The following is a 19,086-nucleotide window of genomic DNA, read 5'->3' as shown; positions in this document are numbered from 1 at the left end:
TCCGTCAAGACAGGTAAATCCCACCCAAAAAGAACCGACAAAATGCCATTTAGGCCAGCCAAAAACTTTCGCCTTCATAAACAACTCATCTATAATGCGGCTCGCAAACGGCAGGGTCGGTACCGGCTAGCCCATAAATAAGTAGCGACCACAGACAGCTACAAACGAGTACTACATCCGTTGAGCAGGGCGAAACATGTCCTCTCAGGCTTTATTTTGTCCCATCTGTAAGCATAGGAGTCAGTAATGACTGACAAGAAAGCACATCTGTCGATTGATGGCATTGATAAGACGATTGAACTTCCTATCTACGCCAGCACGATCGGCCCTGACGTTATCGACGTTACCAGCATTACCAAGCACGGCTTTTTCACCTTCGACCCGGGCTTTATGTCCACCGCCTCCTGCGAATCCAAGATTACATTTATTGATGGCGATGAAGGTGTCCTGCTCCACCGCGGTTATCCCATAGAGCAACTGGCTGTCTCCTCTGATTACCTCGAAACCTGCTACCTCCTCCTGAATGGCGAACTGCCAACCCCGGCCCAGAAAGAAGAATTCACTGCCGAAGTCAAAAAACACTCGACTGTCGATGCCTCAGTTGCCAACCTGGTCAAAACCTTCAAGCGCGAATCCCATCCCATGGCGATTCTGTGCAGTGCAGTAGCCGCGCTTGCTGCTATCTATAACGACGAAATCGATATCACCAATGCCGAAAGCCGCAAAATCACGGCTTATCGCCTGATTGGACAGATTCCCACCCTCTCCGCCATGGTGTACAAACACAGCAAGGGCGAAGAGTTCATCGCTCCCGATGACAACCTGGATTACGCCGCCAACTTCCTGAATATGACGTTCGGCAAGGCAGGCCAGGCCCCCAACGTAAGCCAAACTATTGCCAAAGCCATGGACCGCATTTTTATCCTCCATGCTGACCATGAGCAAAATGCATCCACGTCGACAGTACGCCTATCCGGCTCTTCCGGTACCAACCCCTTTGCAGCCATAGCCGCGGGTATCTCCACCCTGTGGGGCCCTGCCCATGGTGGTGCAAACGAAGCCGTACTGAATATGCTGGAAGAAATCGGCAGCGTTGAAAATATCGAATCCTGTGTAGCCCGTGCTAAAGACAAGACATCCGGCTTCCGCCTGATGGGTTTTGGCCACCGTGTATACAAGAACTTCGACCCACGCGCTAAAGTCATGAAGCAAACCTGTGATGAAGTTCTGGCAGAGCTGGGGCTGGAAAATGAGCCGTTGCTGGCCATTGCCAAGCGCCTGGAGCAAATTGCCCTGGAAGATGAGTATTTCATCAGCAAGAAACTCTACCCGAATGTGGACTTCTATTCCGGCATCATTATGAAAGCGGTTGGCATCCCAACAGAAATGTTTACAGTTATCTTTGCACTTGGCCGCACAGTAGGCTGGTACTCCCACTGGAACGAAATGGTTAGCGGCCCCTACAAAATTGGTCGCCCACGCCAACAATACACCGGCAGCCCAAAACGCGATTATCCAACCAAATAATGGCAGGGGCTTCCCATTAAAAAAGGCCGCAATTGCGGCCTTTTTTAATGGGAAGCTTTTTCTGCAATACGCCTTTTTAGAAATTCCAATCCAGCATCAACCAAAATTTGGTGGTATCGCGGAAAGCCGCTACATCACCCATAGCATAATCCGCATACTTTGCGGTTAATACAACAGATCCAAATTTGCGCGACGCACTTAGATCTATTTCATCACCCAAATCCTGGCTGCCAATATCAGCATCAAATTTGTGATAGCTGAGCAGGAATTGTATCCCTGCCACTGTGGTGCCAACATTAATATATTTATCTTCCAGGCCTACAGCCGGCGTTGCCAAAAACTTATCGGCCCATCCCTGAAAAGCATGCAGTGTTGCCAAGGGCGTTGCAAAACCATAGCTGCCATCATCGGAACCTAACAATTCATAGCCCAGGGTGATGTTAAAACCGGACAGCGTAAAAACAGCCTCGCCTAACATATAATCGGCATCAAAGCTTTCGGCAACGCCCGCATTGGTTTGTCGTGCATACTCCAGGTTGTAGCTAAACGTTTTATTCAAGATCCCCTGCCAACGTATGCCGACCGTATCACCGGATAGAGCAGGCGCTGTATCGTTATCAAGCAAATAGGCATAACCTGTTAATTTTCCTGCACTAAAGCCGCTGTAACCAATATTAACAATATGACTGTCCATGTGATGATCGGGCTGAATGGGATTGTTATCTCCAAAGACCCGATTTACATTCCAGATATAGGCATAGGTAATACTGGTATCGACGATACTTTTATTCACCACAGAAAAGCCATCATAGGTTTGCTCGTTCTGCCGCCAGCCCACATTACCAATAAAGCGTGAATTATCGAGGATTATCCGCTGGCGACCGTATCTCACCTGGTTAGACGCATTAGTGTAAGCAATAAATGCCTGATTAACCTCCGTTCCTTCCGGATCACCAATCACTGCAGTTCCCGGGTTTTGGGGATCACCAGGATATGCACGATAATCCACTTTGCCATCCAGCTCCGTCACATCATCAAACTCAGCAGAAAAACCAAAACCATTCCAGGTTCCCGATTGATAGGACAGACGGGTACGAGCAGTCAGCGCATCAGAATCCTGCAACCCATCCTCACTGACATCTTCAAAGCGAGTGCGCAGATTCACCTTGACACTACTGCCCTGTTGCAAGGACTCGGTAAATGTTTGCGCCGAAACCTGTGGGACAGCAAAGTAAATTGTACTCATAGCAGCCGCACAAAAATGAATTCTCTGTTTATTCATAAAGCCAACTCCAGATGATATGCATGTGTATGGTTTAATCATCACGGCCTTTTTCTTTGTATTAGAAAGAAAAGTATTCTTTTGTTACACAAAAAATTTTACTGATACTTTTTTGTGCAATGGCGCATGACTAGTATGCACAGGAGCAAGGCTTATGCCAGCCAACGATAAGAAGGCTGTTTCTGAAAATATTCTATTACATTTCAAGGAGATATAAATTCACACAGAAAATCCGCATCAAAAAATGCTATTTTTTATGCGCACACAATTGGTGATTGCACGTTTTCTATAGCGCCATTTTTAAACAATTCAAACCGACCTGTCGCACCAATTTTGAACCGGAAAGTGCACCTTTATTTTTTGGCTCGCACTATTGCAAGGCAAACAGAAAAAACACAAAGAAAAAAGCCGCCTGGAAATGGCGGCTTTTACAGAGGAAGCGGGATAGATACCAATTAACCAACAACACCAAATGTTCCATGTTGAGCTCGATTTTTTTCGATATAAACCCTGGAAAAACTGATATCCATCTTACCATTTGCAACCAGGGAAAAGGGCTCAAGAATTAGTGCAAACAGCTCATGCGGCAACCGCCGTAAACCAAAGTTGGTTTCCACTTCCGGATAACAGGCAAGATCCACGCGAATGCTGGCCCACCCCTTCCCTTCAAGGCTGCGCAGCAATTCTGTCACATCGACATCTGAGTGACAGGAGGGACCGCAACCAATACGCACAAATGCCTGCTGTTCAGGAGCCTGGTCAACCTTAATATCAAAAAACAGGGCAGCATCAGATTCATAGTAATCACTCAACACCTGGCGATTCGGTGTTGACAGTGCAACCAGCCCCTCACCTTCCCCATTCCATACGGCACGCCTGGCATCTTCCTGCACATCCCTGTCCACCACCGTCACGGTTAAGGTCGATGCTTTGGCAAGATTGCCATTCATCAATTGGCGGTCATTGCGATTACCCTCAAGGGCAATCACATAATTTCCCATGGGGCGACGATTAAACAACTCAAGTACCCGGGTGGACTGAGGCATGCTGATCCCCTCTTCACTGAGGGTATCGCCCAAAATATCCTTATCGCCATAGCGCAAGCCATAGCCATAGGGAAAGAGGGGGTCATAGTTTGTGTCATGCACATTCAGTGGCCCCTGATCGGGGCGCTTGGGCCAAGAGAAGGTTAAGCGCCCACCCATGGGATAATTAACGCCACCTTCTGCACGGGCAAACAGAACATCTGCAACGCCGGCACCTTCGGTGCCCGGCTGCCAAATGACAACAAAAGCATCTGCCGCATTTAACTCGCGATTAACCCACATAGGGCGCCCGGTAATAAACAAGGCGACAACAGGAATGCCATCAGCCTTGAGACGACGCAATAGATCAAGGTCTGCCGTGTCGCCAGACTTCAATAATTGATGCTGGATATCCCCCTGCATCTCGGCATAAGGGTCTTCCCCAAATATAACAAGGGCAACATCAGGGCGAGATGAATAAGTACCATCAGGACTCAGCTCAGCATCGCCACCTGCCGCCGTGACGGCAGCCTTGATGCCCATCCACAGGGTAGTGGCCCCGGGGAAATCCTCCATAGTGTTCCCTGTCCCTTGCCAGTTCACCGACCAGCCACCGGTTTGCTTGCTGATATTGTCAGCACCATCCCCTGCAACCAGCACACGACTCTTTGGCGAGAGCGGTAAAAGATTATTTTTGTTTTTGAGCATCACCAGGGATTCACGCACGGCCTGGCGGGCGATAGCACGATGCGCAGCAGCTCCCAATAATTCATCACGACCCGCCAATGGTCGACTGGACGGAAGGCCCTTACCCCATAAATCAGCCCGTAATTTGACCCGCAATATACGCCGTACTGCATCATCTACCCTGGCAAGTGGAATAATGCCGTCACGCACCTGATCCAGGGTATTTTGATAAAGCGTTTTCCACTCCGGATCTGGCACCATGAACATGTCCAATCCCGCATTGATTGCCTGGGGACAATTGAGCACGCTGGCCCCCTCGACAAAGCCATGGCCATTCCAATCGCCAACAATAAAACCATCAAAGCCCATTTGCTCTTTCAGCACATCAGTCAACAAATAACGGTGGCCGTGCATATGCTGGCCATGCCAGCTATTAAAGGAAGCCATTACCGTCTGTACACCAGCCTCTATAGCGCTGTAGTAACCGGCAGCATGGATCTCAAGCAACTCACTCTCGCTGGCAGAACAATCGCCGCGATCTATGCCATTGAGTGTCCCACCATCACCAAGAAAATGTTTTGCAGTAGCAACTACCTGAGTAATAGACAGGAAAGAAGCTGTGTCAGCATCACCCTGCAAACCAGCCACCATTTCAGCGGCATAAAGGCGCACGATAGCGGGATCTTCCGAATAGGATTCATAAGTGCGCCCCCAGCGATCATCACGGGCAACAGCTACCGTAGGGGAAAAATCCCAGTCCAATCCAGTGACCGCAATTTCCGTCGCCGTAACTTTGCCGATTTCTTTGATGAGTTCAGGATTTTGTGTAGCGCCAAGGCCAATGTTGTGCGGAAACAAGGTGGCACCAACAATATTCCCCACACCATGGACTGCATCTGTCCCCCACATAATAGGAATTGCAACCTTACCGTCGCTCTCATCCATTGAAGCTGCATAAAAAGCATCAGCCATTGCCAGCCAATCTGCCGCTTTGGAGTAACGATTACTATTGGGAACAGAACCACCACCATTGAGCACTGAGCCCACGTGGTATTGTTTAACATCTTCCGGAGTGAGATGGCGTATCTCCGGCTGCATCATCTGACCGATTTTTTCTTCCAGGCTCATCCGAGCCATCAGCTGATCAATTTTTGCCTCAAGAATGGGATCTTTCTTCACCTTACTGGTGACTTTTGGCCACAGCACGATAAAACCTCCGCAGTGGTATCAAGTAGTAAATCCCCAAAGGGAGGATTCGAACAGGTCATAAACAGCGGCAAGATGCTTCTACCCCGGCGGGCAGGATTTTCCTATCCATCAGCAACAGGCCTCACGCAACACGCAACACGCAGGCGCAGATCTTGCACTCTAATAAGTTGGCGCACGCTACTATCAATTGACAGCGCTGTCAATTGATAGTTCACAATAAGCTCAATTAGCTGAGGCTATAGTACCAAGTATGTTATCCTCCGCCCGCGAAAATCACTCTTATAAGTTCACTACCAACACAACCTTCTTTGCTAGAAGAAGACGAGGAGTCTCATGAACCTGTTATTGGTTGCAGATATCGGCGGTACCAATGCCCGTTTCGGTCTTGTTGAGTTTGATCCAGCCCAGCTAAAAGCGGGTGGCAAGATTAACTATACAGCTCAACGACAAATTACCCTCAAGTGCGCCAATTATTCTGATATGGCCACTATGATCAAAGCCTGTTGTGCAGAACTGGGGATAGCCATACCAGCCCACGGCTGCCTGGCCATTGCAGGCCCCATTGAAAACGGCCAAGCGTCCATGACGAATTTGAATTGGAAGTTTTCGATCAATAGCTTGCGCGATACTCTGGGCATGGAAACACTGCATGTCATTAATGATTTTGCATCCCTCGCCTATGCCGTTCCCTTCCTCCAGGATGCAGAACTCATCACCCTTTATGCCGCCAAATCCAACCCGGATGCCCCCATTGTGGTTATGGGCCCAGGCACAGGCTTTGGTATGGCCGGACTGATTCCCTCCGGTGACAACTGGAGAATCGTTCCCACCGAAGGCGGACATGCCAGTTTCGCCCCGACAAACAGTAAAGAAATGCGAATCAAGTCCTACCTGCTGAAAGAACAAAACCATGTTTCCATAGAAAATATCCTGTCCGGCGGTGGATTGGTTAACCTCTATCGGGCATTGGCATACAACGCGGGCATTGAGGCCGAGACCTACACACCCGCTGATGTCAGCACCAAAGGACTGAACAATGAAGACCCGCTGTGCCGTGAAGCTGTATGTACCTTCTGCGATGTCCTGGGCGAGGTTGCAGGAGACAAAGCCTTATCCTGGGGCGCCAAGGGCGGTGTCGTTATCGGCGGAGGCATTACCCCAAAACTGGCCAGCATACTGCATGACACTCATTTTTTTGAGCGCTATAAAAACAAGGGTCCTATGGCAACCTATGTCAGTGATATTTCCATTCGCCTGATTGTGAATGACAAAGCTGCGCTGGTTGGCTCTGCAGCCTGGTTAATCCACAATACTCCCGCCCTGAAAAACTGAATCTTTTTAAAATGGTAAACATAAAAAATGCACCACAAGGTGCATTTTTTATGGCTGTTACTTTTTGTCGGTTTTTACGTTAGGCTTGGTTAAAGGCCCCGTCGAATCCCGCACAATAATACTGGAACTGAGCAGGCTGGCAGGCAACTGGATATCCTTACCTCTCAATTGTTTCAAGAGTAAATCCGTTGCCTTTCTTGCCATTTGCCGAATTGGCTGGCGAATGGTTGTCAGGGATGGCCAAATTTGATGCGCGACCGGAGTATCGTCAAAACCAGCGACAGACAACTGACCGGGAATTTCAATACCCAACTGATGTGCAGCCATCATCACACCCGCCGCCATATCATCCGTTGCTGCAAAAATTGCGGTTGGCCTGGGACGGGATTGCAGCAGCTTGGAGCCACAGCGTTCACCAGACTCAAAGTTATTGTCCCCTATTTCCACCAACGCATCATTCAGCGGCAATTTGTTTTCCACCAAAGCTGCCTTATATCCATCAAAGCGCAGGGCTACCGCACGGTGGTCCGGATGGCCGCAAATAAAGCCAATCCGTGAATGCCCCATGGCAATCAGCTGACAGGTCATGTCATAAGAGGCTTCTTCATCATTGGTTTCCACATAGGGAGAGGCGGCTTTATCTTCTGTGGGTGCCACCCTGACAAAGGGGATATTCATTTTTTTCAGGGCAGCGATAACATCCATATTGTCCGACAGCGGCGGCGTCAGCATGACGCCATCCACGCGCTTTTCGAGAATCAATTCACTTACCTCTTTCAGCAGGTCGGGATCGCGATGATTGGCGGGGTGGACAATCAGCTCGTAACCCTGGGGCCGACAAACCTCCAAAACACCTTCCTGGATATCCAGCACATAATGCGCCCCCGGTTGGCCATAGATCAGGCCTAACAGGTAAGAGCGGTTACCGGCCAGGCTGCGCGTGGATAAATTGGGGCGGTAATCCAGAGCGGCAATCGCGGCCTCCACTTTCTCACGTGTCACCGGGCGAACATTAGGCTCATTATTAACGACGCGCGATACAGTTTTGATCGATACACCTGCCAGGGCGGCGACATCATCAATGGTTGCTTTTGCCATAGGATTCTCAGTGCTTCTCAGGTGTTCAAGGTTGAACAGGTGTTTACTGGTTTTTTGTAACGACACAACTTAATTCTATAAATACCATAAGGCAAATCAAATAGTTCAGTTGTCCGCCACCATTGTAAAACCTGGATAAACTCTGTGACAGGCCTATCTGCTTGGATTATAGTACCGCGCGCTCGACGCCATTCCAGGCCCAAGACAACCTCGTGCATTAATCGGCAAGCACACGCAGGTCACAGCCATATCCAGGAAGGCGTCAGACCAAAGACCACAACGACAAACACTCTTATAACAACGAGGTACATTCCATGGCCAGCGTTCCAGGCTCTTCAGCGACCTATTCGGCAAGTGGACAGGCAAACAATACCGTCCCCCTGGTAATTATCACCATCCTGTTTTTTATGTGGGGCTTGTTAACCTCACTGAATGACGTTTTGATCCCTCACCTGAAAAGCGTTTATACACTCAGCTATACCCAGGCAATGCTGGTGCAGTTTTGCTTTTTCGGTGCTTATTTTATCGTGTCATTACCCGCCGGATATCTGGTTAAAAAAATCGGCTACCAAAACAGTGCAGTTGCCGGGTTGGTTATTGCTTCCGCAGGCTGTGCACTTTTCTATCCAGCCTCTACCAGTGGTTACGCGCTTTTCCTGTTTGCACTGTTTGTATTGGCCTCAGGCATTACGATTTTACAAGTAGCGGCCAATCCTTACGTGACTGTGCTAGGCCCGGCCAAGACAGCGTCCAGCCGTTTGAACCTGACCCAGGCATTTAATTCCCTGGGAACCACCATAGCCCCCTGGTTGGGAGGCATATTGATTCTGGGCGGTGCGGTACTCACAGCAGACCAATTAGCACTGCTCTCGCCCACTGAAGTTGCTGAATACAAAACCAAGGAAGCCTCCAGTGTGCAAGGCCCTTACCTGGCCCTGGCTGGCGCCCTCTTTGCACTGGCTATCTTTTTTGCCTTCTGCAAGCTTCCCAAAATCAAACACGATGATACGCCTGACTTGACCGGTGATATCGCCTCTAACAAGGAATCCGCCCTGTCACATACCCATCTAGTCCTGGGGGCAATTGGTATTTTCCTCTACGTAGGTGCAGAAGTCGCCATAGGCAGCCTGCTGATCAATTTTTTCGGCGAGAAACATATTGCAGGCTTACAGGAGGCAGAAGCAGCCCATTTAGTCAGTTATTACTGGGGCGGTGCAATGATCGGACGCTTTATTGGCTTTGCCGTAATGCGCTATGTCAGCCCCGGATTGACCCTGGCCTTTAACTGCACCTGCGCCATCCTCCTGGTCCTGACTGCCACCTTCACCGAAGGTAAGCTGGCTATGTGGGCAATTATTGCCGTTGGCTTGTTCAACTCTATTATGTTCCCGACGATTTTCAGTCTGGCGTTGCACAACCTGGGCAAATATACCGGACAGGGCTCCGGGGTATTGTGTATGGCAATTGTCGGTGGGGCCTTGATTCCGTTATTACAGGGTGCGCTGGCCGATACCATAGGTTTGCAGTTGTCATTCTTACTACCTGCCGTTTGCTATGTGTATATCCTTTACTTTGGCGTGAAATACGCCAACCTGCACAAAGTGCCAACATCAGAACCCGGTCATCTCTGATCAGACAGAAGGGGCGCTTATGCGCCCCTTCTTTTCAATCGGCTGTCATAGCCATCGTTTGCCAGCTTCGTTATCCTGCGCGCGCGATTCAAGCCACACAGCCCCGCCAGATGAGTGTTCTTTTTTCCAGAAAGGTGCTTTTGTTTTCAACAGATCCATTAAAAACTCGGCTGCTTCAAATGCATGGGCACGATGTGCACTACTCGTTGCCACCAATACAATTTGATCACCGGGACGCAAGTACCCAACACGGTGGATAAGGCGCACACCCAATAGTTCCCAGCGCTTGCGGGCATCATCAACCAGCGACTGCAATACCTGTTCTGTCATTCCCGGATAATGCTCCAGAAATAATCCTTGCACCGGGCATTCCATATTCATATCGCGGACACGACCAACAAACAATACATGGGCACCGGCCCGGGTATCTCCAACAATTAATGCCTGATACTCCGTCCCCACATCGAAATCAGCCTCTTGTACAGCAATACTGAATCCCATGATTAACCTCCCGTTACCGGAGGGAAAAAAGCAACTTCATCACCGGAATCAACCATAGCGGATAGCCTTGCATATTCCTGATTGATCGCCACCAACACATTGGGCCGGAATAGCCAGGAGCGCCACGTCTCATGTTGATTGACCAAGTGTTCACGCAAGGCTTCAAGCGTTATGGGGCACTCAATATCCAGAACCAGTTCATGCACTCCCAACTGCTCACGCAACTGCGCAAAAAACAAAACGCGAATCATGATACGGTGTCTCCACGGCGGTAGTGGCCGCGACGCCCTCCGGACTTTTCCAGCAAACACACCTGTTCAATGACCATTCCCATATCCACGGCTTTGCACATATCGTAAATGGTAAGCGCCGCAACACTCGCCGCCGTCAGTGCTTCCATCTCCACACCGGTTTGTCCGCTGAGTTTGCAATAGCTGGTAATGAGCACGGTGCTATTGGTTTCATCCAGCTCAAAATCCACCGAGACCTTACTTAAAGCCAATGGGTGGCAGAGCGGGATCAGGTCTGCACATTTTTTGGCGGCCTGAATCCCTGCAATACGGGCAACGGCGAGGACATCCCCCTTTTGCAGTTGATTGTATTTAACCTGTAACAGAGTATCAGGCTGCATACGTACACACGCCTGGGCCCAGGCCTCGCGTACAGTGACCGCCTTGGTGGATACATCCACCATACTCGCCTGCCCGCTGGCATCGATATGAGTGAGAGAATCGGACATAACAACTCCATAAATCAGGATGGCAACCAGATTGCACATGCATCAGGTGCCGAATGGGGCTATCATAAGCCAGCTTTGATGAACCTGGATTTTTTCCGGGTTATTTTTTCTGATTTTCCTGAAATACCTGCACCGGCATGCCCACCACGACTGACACAGTTCCCTCACCTCGCCTGGATAGGCGCTTTACCCTGGCCCCCATGATGGAGTGGTCGACCTCGGACTGCCGAACCTTCTGGCGGATACTGACACAGCGGGCGGTACTCTACAGTGAGATGGTAACTACCGGTGCCCTGCTCTATGGTGATCGCAAACGCTTTCTCGATTACAACGCCTGCGAACATCCCCTGGCATTGCAATTGGGCGGCAGCGACCCCAGAGCGCTGGCAGAATGTGCCCGCATTGCCGAAGGCTGGGGATACGATGAAGTTAATCTCAACTGCGGCTGCCCCAGCGACCGCGTGCAAAACGGCATGATTGGTGCCTGCCTGATGGCAGAACCGCAGTTGGTCGCGGAGTGCATAGCGGCGATGCAACAGGCGGTATCTATTCCCGTCACCGTTAAACACCGGATTGGCATCGACGATATGGATGATTACGAGGGCCTCGAAACCTTTGTGCGCACCATAGCAGCCACCGGTTGCAATACCTTTATCGTTCACGCCCGCAAAGCCTGGCTCAAAGGGCTGAGCCCCAAGGAAAACCGCGAAATCCCCCCGCTGCAATATGACAAGGTCTATCAGCTCAAACAGGATTTCCCGCATCTCAATATCATTATCAATGGCGGTATTACCACCCTGGAGCAAAGCCAGGCGCTACTTGAACATGTGGATGGCGTCATGGTAGGAAGAGAGGCCTACAGCAACCCGTACCTGCTGGCGCAAGTTGATCAAACCCTTTATGGCGAGAGCCGTCCCGTTATCAGTCGCGACCAGGTAACGCAGGCATTTATTGCCTATTGTGAAGAACAATTGGCCAAGGGCGCCCGCTTGAATCACCTTACCCGACATATTCTTGGCCTTTACCAGGGGCAGCCAGGTGCCCGCCAGTTTCGACGCGTCATTAGTGAACACGCACATAAACCCGGTGCTGGCATTGAGGTGATAGAACGCGCGCTTGCGGCCCTAAATGAGGTACCATTAGCACAATCGGTGTGCGAATAACGCACGCTATAGATCGCACACTGATCTATAGATACCTACTCGGTCTGTTGCGAAGCGGGCTTATCCAAAAAGGTTGCTTCCAGCTAAGAGTCATAAAGACTATAATATATCTGACGGCAAAACTTGATGTAACATCAACCACTTAATTGTTTAGATAGGATTACTGCAGTGACTAGCAAACTCGAACAACTCAAGCAATTTACCGATGTGGTCGCCGATACCGGCGACATCGAAGCGATTCGTTTGTACAAACCGCTGGACGCCACCACCAACCCATCCCTGGTCTATAAAGCCGCCCAAATGCCCCAGTACCAGGCATTGCTGGATACCTCAATCAATGGAGCAAAATCCATCACCAACAGTGCGGAACAATTGAGCGCAGCGAGCGACAACCTGGCGGTTGGTATTGGCCTGGAAATCCTCAAGCTGGTTCCCGGCCGTATTTCAACCGAAGTGGATGCACGCCTCTCGTTTGATACCAATGCCTCTATTGCCAAAGCGCGTCACCTGATCAGCCTCTACGAAAAAGGCGGTGTTGATAAATCGCGCGTATTGATCAAACTGGCTTCCACGTGGGAAGGTATTCGCGCGGCAGAGATCCTTGAGAAAGAAGGCATTAACTGTAACCTGACCCTGCTGTTCGGCTTTAACCAGGCTGCCGCTTGTGCCGACGCCGGCGTATTCCTGATATCGCCATTCGTGGGTCGTATCCTTGACTGGTACAAAGCCAATACGAACAAAAAAGAGTACGCCGCAGAAGAAGACCCAGGGGTCGTGTCTGTTCGTCGCATCTACAACTATTACAAACAACACGGTTACAACACGGTTGTGATGGGTGCCAGCTTCCGCAATATTGGTGAAATCGAAGCCCTGGCAGGATGTGATCGCCTGACAATCAGCCCGCAATTGTTGCAGGAGCTGGATCAGGACAAAGGCGAACTCAAGCGCGTGCTCTCCCCTGATAATCGCGGTGAAGCAATTGCCAAGCTGATTGATACAGAAGCAAGCTTCCGTTTTGGTCTGAACCAGGATGCCATGGCTACCGAAAAGCTGGCCGAAGGTATTCGCGGTTTCGTGAAAGACCAAATCAATCTCGAGAACCTGCTGAAATCCCGTGCTCAGTAAGCTTGCGCGTTTTATCGAGCGTCACCTGCAAACAGGTGACGCCGGTCTTGGCTTGGACCAGCACCAAAAACAACTTGCCTGTGCCGCATTGCTGGTAGAAGTGGCCATGGCTGATCATCATTTCAGCCCTGAAGAGCACCAGCAACTGCGTCAAAGTTTACAGCAGAAATTCCTCCTACCCAGCCAAACACTTGATGAGCTTATCGAAGCAGCCGAGCAGGAATCTGCCGATGCGGCATCCCTCCATCAGTTTACACAGCTGGTTAATACATATTGCTCTTCAGCTGAGAAGTTTGCCCTGGTTAAGGCTATGTGGGAGTTGGCTTTAAGCGATGGCAATCTGGATAAATACGAAGAGCACACCATCCGCAAAGTTGCAGATTTAATTTATGTGCCACACACAGAATTTATTCGCGCTAAAACCCTGGCGCGAGAACAGCACCGCTGAGATGCACAAAATCGGGAAAGGATAAAAAGAAGCGGGGTCTACTCAGGAATTTTGCAACATATCAACCAGGTTGCGGAAAGCCTCGGCATTCTGTGCGTTCATTCCCATTAATATCTGGTGTGCTTCCAGCACGCGCGCCTTGACCTGTTGCTCATCGCAGTTATCACATACCAGCGCGCGCTCGGCCAACAAGGGAGCGTCCAGTTTGTCAACAATGGTAAAAATATCGGCAAATCCCATGGTGCGCAGTATGCGCTGAATACCGGGGTTAGTCGCCAGCACCATCGGCGTTATGCCATGTCGCTCTTGCCCAAGGATAGAAATCTTGGCCATTAGGCCCAGGGTTGTACTGTCAATAGCTTCTGCTTCCGATAAATCAAACAGCACGGAAGCAAACTGACTGTCATTAAACATGCTATCGATAAACTGATCGAAGGACACACAAAAAGTCAGGCGTACATCACCCAGCATTTTTATCACATATACGCCCTGGTGATCAGCTACCAGAATTTGACCAGGCTTCATTCACTCAAACCTCGGGTAATTGCCAAGACCGCAATATCATCGGGATTATCGCGGATCTCCCTGATCGCTAAAGTATTGCAGACAGAATCCAGAGTGCCACTGGAACTGGCAACCATGGATAACAATTGGGCTTCTTTCTCTTCCAGGCTTTCAGGTGACAAGATCTCCAAGACCCCATCGGAAAAACACACCAGGCTAAAACGCTCCGGTAATTGGCACTGATAGGTTGACCAGATTACATCTTTAAAGATACCAACAGGCTTTCCCATACCCTGTAAATACTGGGCACCCGTATCCGTTATCAGAATAGGCATGGGTAAATGTCCGGCAACGACATAGCGCATCTGGCCGGTAAATGTATCTATCACCCCAACAAAAAACGTCAGGTGATGACTCAAGCGGGTTTCATGCAGCTCACGATTAATTTGCTGCAACATGGTGTTGGCACCTTGCTCGAATGAATTTTCGTCACCAAACAGCCCATCATCCCGCACCATACGGCTGACCAGGTATTTCAACCAGATGGTCACAAACGCCGAGGAGGCACCATGCCCGGATACATCCGCCAGGTAAAAAGCCAGGTAGCGGCGCTTGATATGGGCGTAATCGACAAAATCGCCGCTGAGGAATAAAGAGGGTGCAATAGTATGGGCCGCGACATAGCCCTCTTCGGTGGAGATCCCTGAAGGCATCATCCGACGCTGGACCCGGCGACCGGCAATATGATCGCGCTCCAACGCGCGCAAATTCTCTTTGAGTTCACGGTTTGCTGCCTCCAATTGCTCGCGGTAGCGCAGGTTTTCGCTTTCCAGCTCACATTGGTCCAGCACGCGATTGACAGAATGAACCAGAACTTCCAAATCCACGATGGGTTTAATCAGATAGTCCCTGGCACAGAGTCGCAAAGCAGCCACAACGTCACTCATAACACCAGCACCGGATATGACAATCACGGGCAATTTGGGATAGAGGTCATGGAGTTCTTGCAGGAGTTGGAGGCCGTCTACACCGGCCATACGCAGGTCGGTGATGACCAGGTGGGGCAAATGATCAGCATCTTGCAGGAGTGCCAGGGCGGCTTGGGCATCGCCCGTGTCACTTACCAGAAAGCCGCTGTCACGCAGATAGGTAACGATACTCTGGCGAACCAGTGCATCGTCATCAATGATTAACAGCTTTCTGTCCGCTAGATTCGTCATCTGTTCGGCCATATGCATTAGTAGGGCTAGGCAATCAGGCGCGTAACACTACTCCTTCATCTGCCCAGGTGCAAGCTTTACATCCCGGACAAACACTGTTTTACACAATCACCGCCGGGGATTGTTGCGATCGCGTTCTTCCTTCCGACGCTTTTGGATAAATTGCTGGCGAGTCATGCTTTTTTTGCGCGCTTCGTAGGGGTTATCCGTCGTGCGGAACTCAATACGAATAGGGGTGCCGTGGAGATCAAGCACCCGACGATAGGTCTTTTCCAGGTATTTAACATAATGGCCAGGCACATCATCAGTCTGGTTACCGTGAACGATAATCACCGGCGGATTGTGCCCTCCGGGGTGTGCATAGCGCAGCTTGATACGACGCCCATTGATCATGGGAGGCTGATGCTCGCGCACAGCATCCTGGAGGATACGGGTCAAGTAATTCGTAGAGAACCTGTCGGTGGCTGACTGATACGCCTGCTCAATGGATTTATAGAGATTGCCCACCCCGGTACCATGCAGGGCAGAAATAAAATGAATATTGGCAAAATCCACAAAGCGCAAGCGGCGCTCCAATTCGTTCTTCACATAGTATTTGTGTGATTCGTCCAGGCCATCCCATTTATTCAGGGCAATGACCAGGGCCCTGCCCGCTTCAATAGCGGTCCCCATCAAATGCAGGTCCTGTTCAACGATCCCTTCACTGGCATCCATGACCAGAATGACCACATTGGCGTCCGCTATTGCTTGCATGGTTTTCACAATGGAAAACTTTTCCACCGCGAGGTCAATATTTTTGCGACGACGCACACCTGCCGTATCAATCAGGGTATAAGGCTTATCGAAACGGGTGTAGTTGATATAAATACTGTCACGGGTTGTGCCCGGCTGGTCATAGACGACAACCCTATCCTCCCCCAGAAGCCGGTTAACCAAGGTCGATTTACCCACATTGGGGCGTCCGACAATAGCGATTTTTATCCCCGTTGCTTCACCCTGTTGCTCCTCTTCAGGGATTTCGGGATATTCAGCTAACACGTCTTCCATCAGCGAACGCACACCGCGACCATGTGTTGCCGTTGTGGGATGAACCTCTCCCATACCCAACTCATAAAACGGGGCAAGGGCAATGTCCGGATCCATACCATCGATTTTATTGGCGACCACATAGGTCTTCTTGTTGTGAACCCTCAGATGCCTGGCAATCAACTCATCAGCCGGGTTAAGCCCTACCCTGCTATCGACAATAAAGAGGACAATATCTGCCTCCTGTATCGCCAATAGCGATTGTCCTGCCATAGCGCTGTCAATGCCCTCCTCCTCACCGCTGATACCACCGGTATCAATCACAATAAAGCGGCGGTTTTCCAAGCGCGCCTCACCGTATTTACGATCGCGGGTCAGGCCAGGGTAGTCCGCAACCAAGGCATCACGCGAATTGGTCAGGCGATTGAAGAGCGTGGATTTACCCACATTAGGGCGGCCGACAAGGGCAATAACTGGGATCATAAAAAAGTGTCAGTGAGGGGATATAAATGCACAAAGCCGAATTGTAGTGAATTGGCGCACACGATGAAAGAAATAAGCCGCCCGGAGTTTCTCCGGGCGGCTTGGGAAAGCATTCAATGACAATCCTATTTTGCAGCTTTGACGCGATAAGCAATCAATTTCCCGCGATTGGTATAGACATAGAGTGTTGAACCATCTGTCAGCATGGGCGCCCGTGCCCCTTTGCGGTCAACACGCAGACGTTCGGCAAATTCACCCTTTTCCTGATCCAGGATATGCAGATAGCCTTTGAAGTCAGCCACGGCCACATATTGATCAAATGTTTGCGGACCATTCAGGCGACGGCGCAACATCTGCTCATTGGTCCAGAGAACCTCGCCATTGCTGGCATTGAACGCAATGACCTTGCCATCACTATCCGCCATGAACAATTTGCCATTCGCCAGGGCCAGGCTTTCACTGGTTGATGCATCCTTTGCCCAAATGGGACTACCCGTACCCCGGGACATAGCCACAACTCGCCCTTGATAACTGCCAGCGTACAAGATGCCACTGTCAATCAGTGGGCTTGCATGGATATCAACCATACGTTCCAGTTCAGAACGGCCTTTAGGCAGGGCAATACGCTGATCCCAGAGAATCAGGCCATTATCCGGATTAAAAGCCATTAAGCGACCATTCGAAAACCCTGCATAAATAGCAGTATCCAGCACAATAGGTGAAGGCGTACCACGCAGGGTCAGGATGGGTGGCGGGTTTTCATAGAACCATAATTGCTTGCCCGTTTTGGCATCCAACCCAAACAATTTCCCATTGATAGTTTGCGCGGCAACAACAGTGCCATTGGTGCGGGGTGAGGACAGAATTTCACCCGACAACTGCACACGCCATAACTCGTCACCCGATTCAGGGTTTAGCGCCATGACCTCCCCGGCATAAGTGGCAACCAGCAACAAGCCTTTTTCTGCACCAATGCCACCCAGAATTTGGTAGTTGGGGTCTTCAGCAACAAAGTAGCTTTTAATCCACCCCCACAGCCCTGTGTGCTGTTGGTTAATACGGCGAGACCAGAGTTTTTTACCCGTCTCGGCATTCATGGCTACGACCAGGCCCTTATAGTCCACGGCATAGATTTTATCGCCATCAAGTGCTGGAACCAGGCTGGTAAAGCCTTCGCTTTGGCCATCGCCAATACCGCGGCTCCAGACTTTATCCAGTTTGACACTGCTCTTAAAATCCACCAGTTCCATAGGTTCATTGCCGGTTTTTTTACTAAACCAGGAACAACCACTGAACAGGCTTACCGCCGCTACTACCAACAACCAGCGGCCGGTCATCGCCAGGAATGGCCTCATTGAGCATTCTCCCCGGCAGAGCCAGTGGCCGGAGCGGCAGCTTCAGGCACTTTCAAATCATTCACTTTCATTTGCAGCAACATATAACGCTCTTGTTGTTGTGGGTCAGTGGCCGCCAGTGCTTTTTCATAGGCGGTACGTGCCGCATCGAGATTGCCCTGCGATTTCAACGCATCACCACGCAATTCATTGTATTCGGTAGCAAATGCAGCAGCTGGCTCACTCGCCAATTGCGTTAAGGCCTCATCGTAGGATTGCTGCGCAATTAGCACGCGCGCCAAACGCAAGCGGGCAATCTCGGCAGTTGCGGTATCCGGTTTGGCAGATAAAACCCATTTAAGTTCACTCACAGCTGCATCCAATTTGTTATCTTCCACAGCGAGTTTGGCGAGGAAAAATGCGGCGGTGTACGCATACATACTGCTGCTGCCCGCCTTTAATTCATTGGCCAAATGCACAACTGTAGCGCGATCCGCTTCACTCAGGGTTTTACCGGGTTCAGTGTTGAACAGCTTGATCAATTGTTCATAACTTGCAGAGGCCTGCTCCGCTTTCTGGCGCTGATGATCCTGCCAACTGGTCACACCAAAATAGCCGGCAATAGCAATCACAGCGGCACCAATAATCAGCTTGCCGTTTTCTTTCCACCAGCGTTTGAGGTTTTCTAATTGTTCTTCTTCTGACAGGTGTATGCTCACAATTGACTCCTAGTTAGATCGCGGCGCTCTGCG

The 19,086-nt window shown here is 50.3% G+C and carries 17 protein-coding genes; 6 read left to right on the top strand and 11 right to left on the bottom strand.

The window, feature by feature from the left end:
* Nucleotides 1-246: 246 nt before the first annotated feature.
* Nucleotides 247-1,527 carry a citrate synthase gene (locus CJA_RS07320; protein ID WP_012487129.1) on the top strand — a complete coding sequence of 427 codons (1,281 nt, stop codon included), beginning with the start codon at nt 247-249 and terminating at the stop codon, nt 1,525-1,527.
* Nucleotides 1,528-1,603: 76 nt separating this feature from the next.
* On the opposite strand, the gene CJA_RS07315 is transcribed toward CJA_RS07320, so the two are convergent.
* Together CJA_RS07315 and cel3B are read right to left on the bottom strand one after the other, a co-directional pair.
* Nucleotides 1,604-2,809, bottom strand: a complete 1,206-nt coding sequence (locus CJA_RS07315) for an alginate export family protein (protein ID WP_012487128.1) — start codon at nt 2,807-2,809, stop codon at nt 1,604-1,606.
* Nucleotides 2,810-3,264: 455 nt separating this feature from the next.
* Entirely contained in the window at nt 3,265-5,727 is a 2,463-nt protein-coding gene (gene cel3B, locus CJA_RS07310; protein ID WP_012487127.1) for a beta-glucosidase Cel3B, read from the bottom strand.
* Between the two features lie 336 nt (nt 5,728-6,063).
* Here cel3B and glk point away from each other — a divergent pair, with 336 nt between their 5' ends.
* A complete protein-coding gene (gene glk, locus CJA_RS07305; protein ID WP_012487126.1) occupies nt 6,064-7,062 on the top strand; it encodes a glucokinase in 999 nt (332 codons plus the stop codon).
* A 57-nt stretch (nt 7,063-7,119) separates the two neighbouring features.
* On the opposite strand, the gene CJA_RS07300 is transcribed toward glk, so the two are convergent.
* A complete protein-coding gene (locus tag CJA_RS07300; RefSeq protein WP_012487125.1) occupies nt 7,120-8,226 on the bottom strand; it encodes a LacI family DNA-binding transcriptional regulator in 1,107 nt (368 codons plus the stop codon).
* A gap of 248 nt (nt 8,227-8,474) precedes the next feature.
* On the opposite strand from CJA_RS07300, the gene fucP reads away from it, so the two are divergent.
* Nucleotides 8,475-9,791: an L-fucose:H+ symporter permease gene (gene fucP / locus CJA_RS07295; protein WP_012487124.1), complete on the top strand. Its 1,317-nt coding sequence runs from the start codon at nt 8,475-8,477 to the stop codon at nt 9,789-9,791.
* A 45-nt stretch (nt 9,792-9,836) separates the two neighbouring features.
* Here fucP and moaE read toward each other — a convergent pair whose 3' ends face one another.
* Genes moaE through moaC form a run of 3 tightly spaced genes read right to left on the bottom strand, consistent with a single transcriptional unit; the run spans nt 9,837 to nt 11,031 of the window.
* The gene (moaE, locus tag CJA_RS07290) at nt 9,837-10,292 is read right to left on the bottom strand and encodes a molybdopterin synthase catalytic subunit MoaE (RefSeq protein WP_012487123.1); all 456 of its coding nucleotides are present in this window, start codon (nt 10,290-10,292) and stop codon (nt 9,837-9,839) included.
* Between the two features lie 2 nt (nt 10,293-10,294).
* Nucleotides 10,295-10,543, bottom strand: a complete 249-nt coding sequence (gene moaD / locus CJA_RS07285; RefSeq protein ID WP_012487122.1) for a molybdopterin converting factor subunit 1 — start codon at nt 10,541-10,543, stop codon at nt 10,295-10,297.
* On the bottom strand, nt 10,540-11,031 hold the full coding sequence (moaC, locus tag CJA_RS07280; RefSeq protein WP_012487121.1) for a cyclic pyranopterin monophosphate synthase MoaC: 492 nt from the start codon (nt 11,029-11,031) through the stop codon (nt 10,540-10,542). Before moaC ends, moaD begins: the two co-directional genes overlap by 4 nt.
* Nucleotides 11,032-11,168: 137 nt before the next feature.
* On the opposite strand from moaC, the gene dusA reads away from it, so the two are divergent.
* The 3 genes from dusA to CJA_RS07265 all read left to right on the top strand — a co-directional run bounded on the left by dusA (nt 11,169) and on the right by CJA_RS07265 (nt 13,767).
* Nucleotides 11,169-12,194 carry a tRNA dihydrouridine(20/20a) synthase DusA gene (gene dusA, locus CJA_RS07275; protein ID WP_012487120.1) on the top strand — a complete coding sequence of 342 codons (1,026 nt, stop codon included), beginning with the start codon at nt 11,169-11,171 and terminating at the stop codon, nt 12,192-12,194.
* A 168-nt stretch (nt 12,195-12,362) separates the two neighbouring features.
* Nucleotides 12,363-13,319, top strand: a complete 957-nt coding sequence (tal, locus tag CJA_RS07270) for a transaldolase (protein ID WP_012487119.1) — start codon at nt 12,363-12,365, stop codon at nt 13,317-13,319.
* Nucleotides 13,309-13,767 carry a tellurite resistance TerB family protein gene (locus CJA_RS07265; RefSeq protein ID WP_012487118.1) on the top strand — a complete coding sequence of 153 codons (459 nt, stop codon included), beginning with the start codon at nt 13,309-13,311 and terminating at the stop codon, nt 13,765-13,767. The genes tal and CJA_RS07265 overlap by 11 nt, the downstream gene beginning before the upstream one ends.
* Before the next feature lie 42 nt (nt 13,768-13,809).
* Here the strand turns inward: CJA_RS07265 and CJA_RS07260 are convergent, their stop codons facing one another.
* The 5 genes from CJA_RS07260 to CJA_RS07240 all read right to left on the bottom strand — a co-directional run bounded on the left by CJA_RS07260 (nt 13,810) and on the right by CJA_RS07240 (nt 19,053).
* Complete coding sequence (locus tag CJA_RS07260; protein WP_012487117.1) at nt 13,810-14,292, bottom strand: STAS domain-containing protein; 483 nt, start codon at nt 14,290-14,292, stop codon at nt 13,810-13,812.
* Nucleotides 14,289-15,491 carry a fused response regulator/phosphatase gene (locus CJA_RS07255; RefSeq protein WP_041552092.1) on the bottom strand — a complete coding sequence of 401 codons (1,203 nt, stop codon included), beginning with the start codon at nt 15,489-15,491 and terminating at the stop codon, nt 14,289-14,291. The genes CJA_RS07260 and CJA_RS07255 overlap by 4 nt, the downstream gene beginning before the upstream one ends.
* A 108-nt stretch (nt 15,492-15,599) precedes the next feature.
* The gene (gene der / locus CJA_RS07250) at nt 15,600-17,000 is read right to left on the bottom strand and encodes a ribosome biogenesis GTPase Der (protein ID WP_012487115.1); all 1,401 of its coding nucleotides are present in this window, start codon (nt 16,998-17,000) and stop codon (nt 15,600-15,602) included.
* 125 nt (nt 17,001-17,125) lie between these two features.
* Nucleotides 17,126-18,355 carry an outer membrane protein assembly factor BamB gene (bamB, locus tag CJA_RS07245; protein ID WP_012487114.1) on the bottom strand — a complete coding sequence of 410 codons (1,230 nt, stop codon included), beginning with the start codon at nt 18,353-18,355 and terminating at the stop codon, nt 17,126-17,128.
* The gene (locus CJA_RS07240; RefSeq protein ID WP_012487113.1) at nt 18,352-19,053 is read right to left on the bottom strand and encodes a YfgM family protein; all 702 of its coding nucleotides are present in this window, start codon (nt 19,051-19,053) and stop codon (nt 18,352-18,354) included. Before CJA_RS07240 ends, bamB begins: the two co-directional genes overlap by 4 nt.
* Nucleotides 19,054-19,086: the final 33 nt, after the last annotated feature.

It is taken from the genome of Cellvibrio japonicus Ueda107 (assembly GCF_000019225.1).
In the GTDB taxonomy this organism is placed as follows: Bacteria; Pseudomonadota; Gammaproteobacteria; order Pseudomonadales; family Cellvibrionaceae; genus Cellvibrio; species Cellvibrio japonicus.
This window is presented reverse-complemented; position numbering and strand designations above follow the sequence as displayed.

What these genes read in the sequence shown, in the direction of transcription:
- CJA_RS07320 (WP_012487129.1), top strand. Translation starts at nt 247, where the DNA reads ATGACTGACAAGAAAGCACATCTGTCGATTGATGGCATTGATAAGACG.
- CJA_RS07260 (WP_012487117.1), bottom strand. Translation starts at nt 14,292, where the DNA reads ATGAAGCCTGGTCAAATTCTGGTAGCTGATCACCAGGGCGTATATGTG.
- moaE (WP_012487123.1), bottom strand. Translation starts at nt 10,292, where the DNA reads ATGGGATTCAGTATTGCTGTACAAGAGGCTGATTTCGATGTGGGGACG.
- moaC (WP_012487121.1), bottom strand. Translation starts at nt 11,031, where the DNA reads ATGTCCGATTCTCTCACTCATATCGATGCCAGCGGGCAGGCGAGTATG.
- dusA (WP_012487120.1), top strand. Translation starts at nt 11,169, where the DNA reads ATGCCCACCACGACTGACACAGTTCCCTCACCTCGCCTGGATAGGCGC.
- glk (WP_012487126.1), top strand. Translation starts at nt 6,064, where the DNA reads ATGAACCTGTTATTGGTTGCAGATATCGGCGGTACCAATGCCCGTTTC.
- moaD (WP_012487122.1), bottom strand. Translation starts at nt 10,543, where the DNA reads ATGATTCGCGTTTTGTTTTTTGCGCAGTTGCGTGAGCAGTTGGGAGTG.
- CJA_RS07315 (WP_012487128.1), bottom strand. Translation starts at nt 2,809, where the DNA reads ATGAATAAACAGAGAATTCATTTTTGTGCGGCTGCTATGAGTACAATT.
- der (WP_012487115.1), bottom strand. Translation starts at nt 17,000, where the DNA reads ATGATCCCAGTTATTGCCCTTGTCGGCCGCCCTAATGTGGGTAAATCC.
- fucP (WP_012487124.1), top strand. Translation starts at nt 8,475, where the DNA reads ATGGCCAGCGTTCCAGGCTCTTCAGCGACCTATTCGGCAAGTGGACAG.
- CJA_RS07255 (WP_041552092.1), bottom strand. Translation starts at nt 15,491, where the DNA reads ATGACGAATCTAGCGGACAGAAAGCTGTTAATCATTGATGACGATGCA.
- bamB (WP_012487114.1), bottom strand. Translation starts at nt 18,355, where the DNA reads ATGAGGCCATTCCTGGCGATGACCGGCCGCTGGTTGTTGGTAGTAGCG.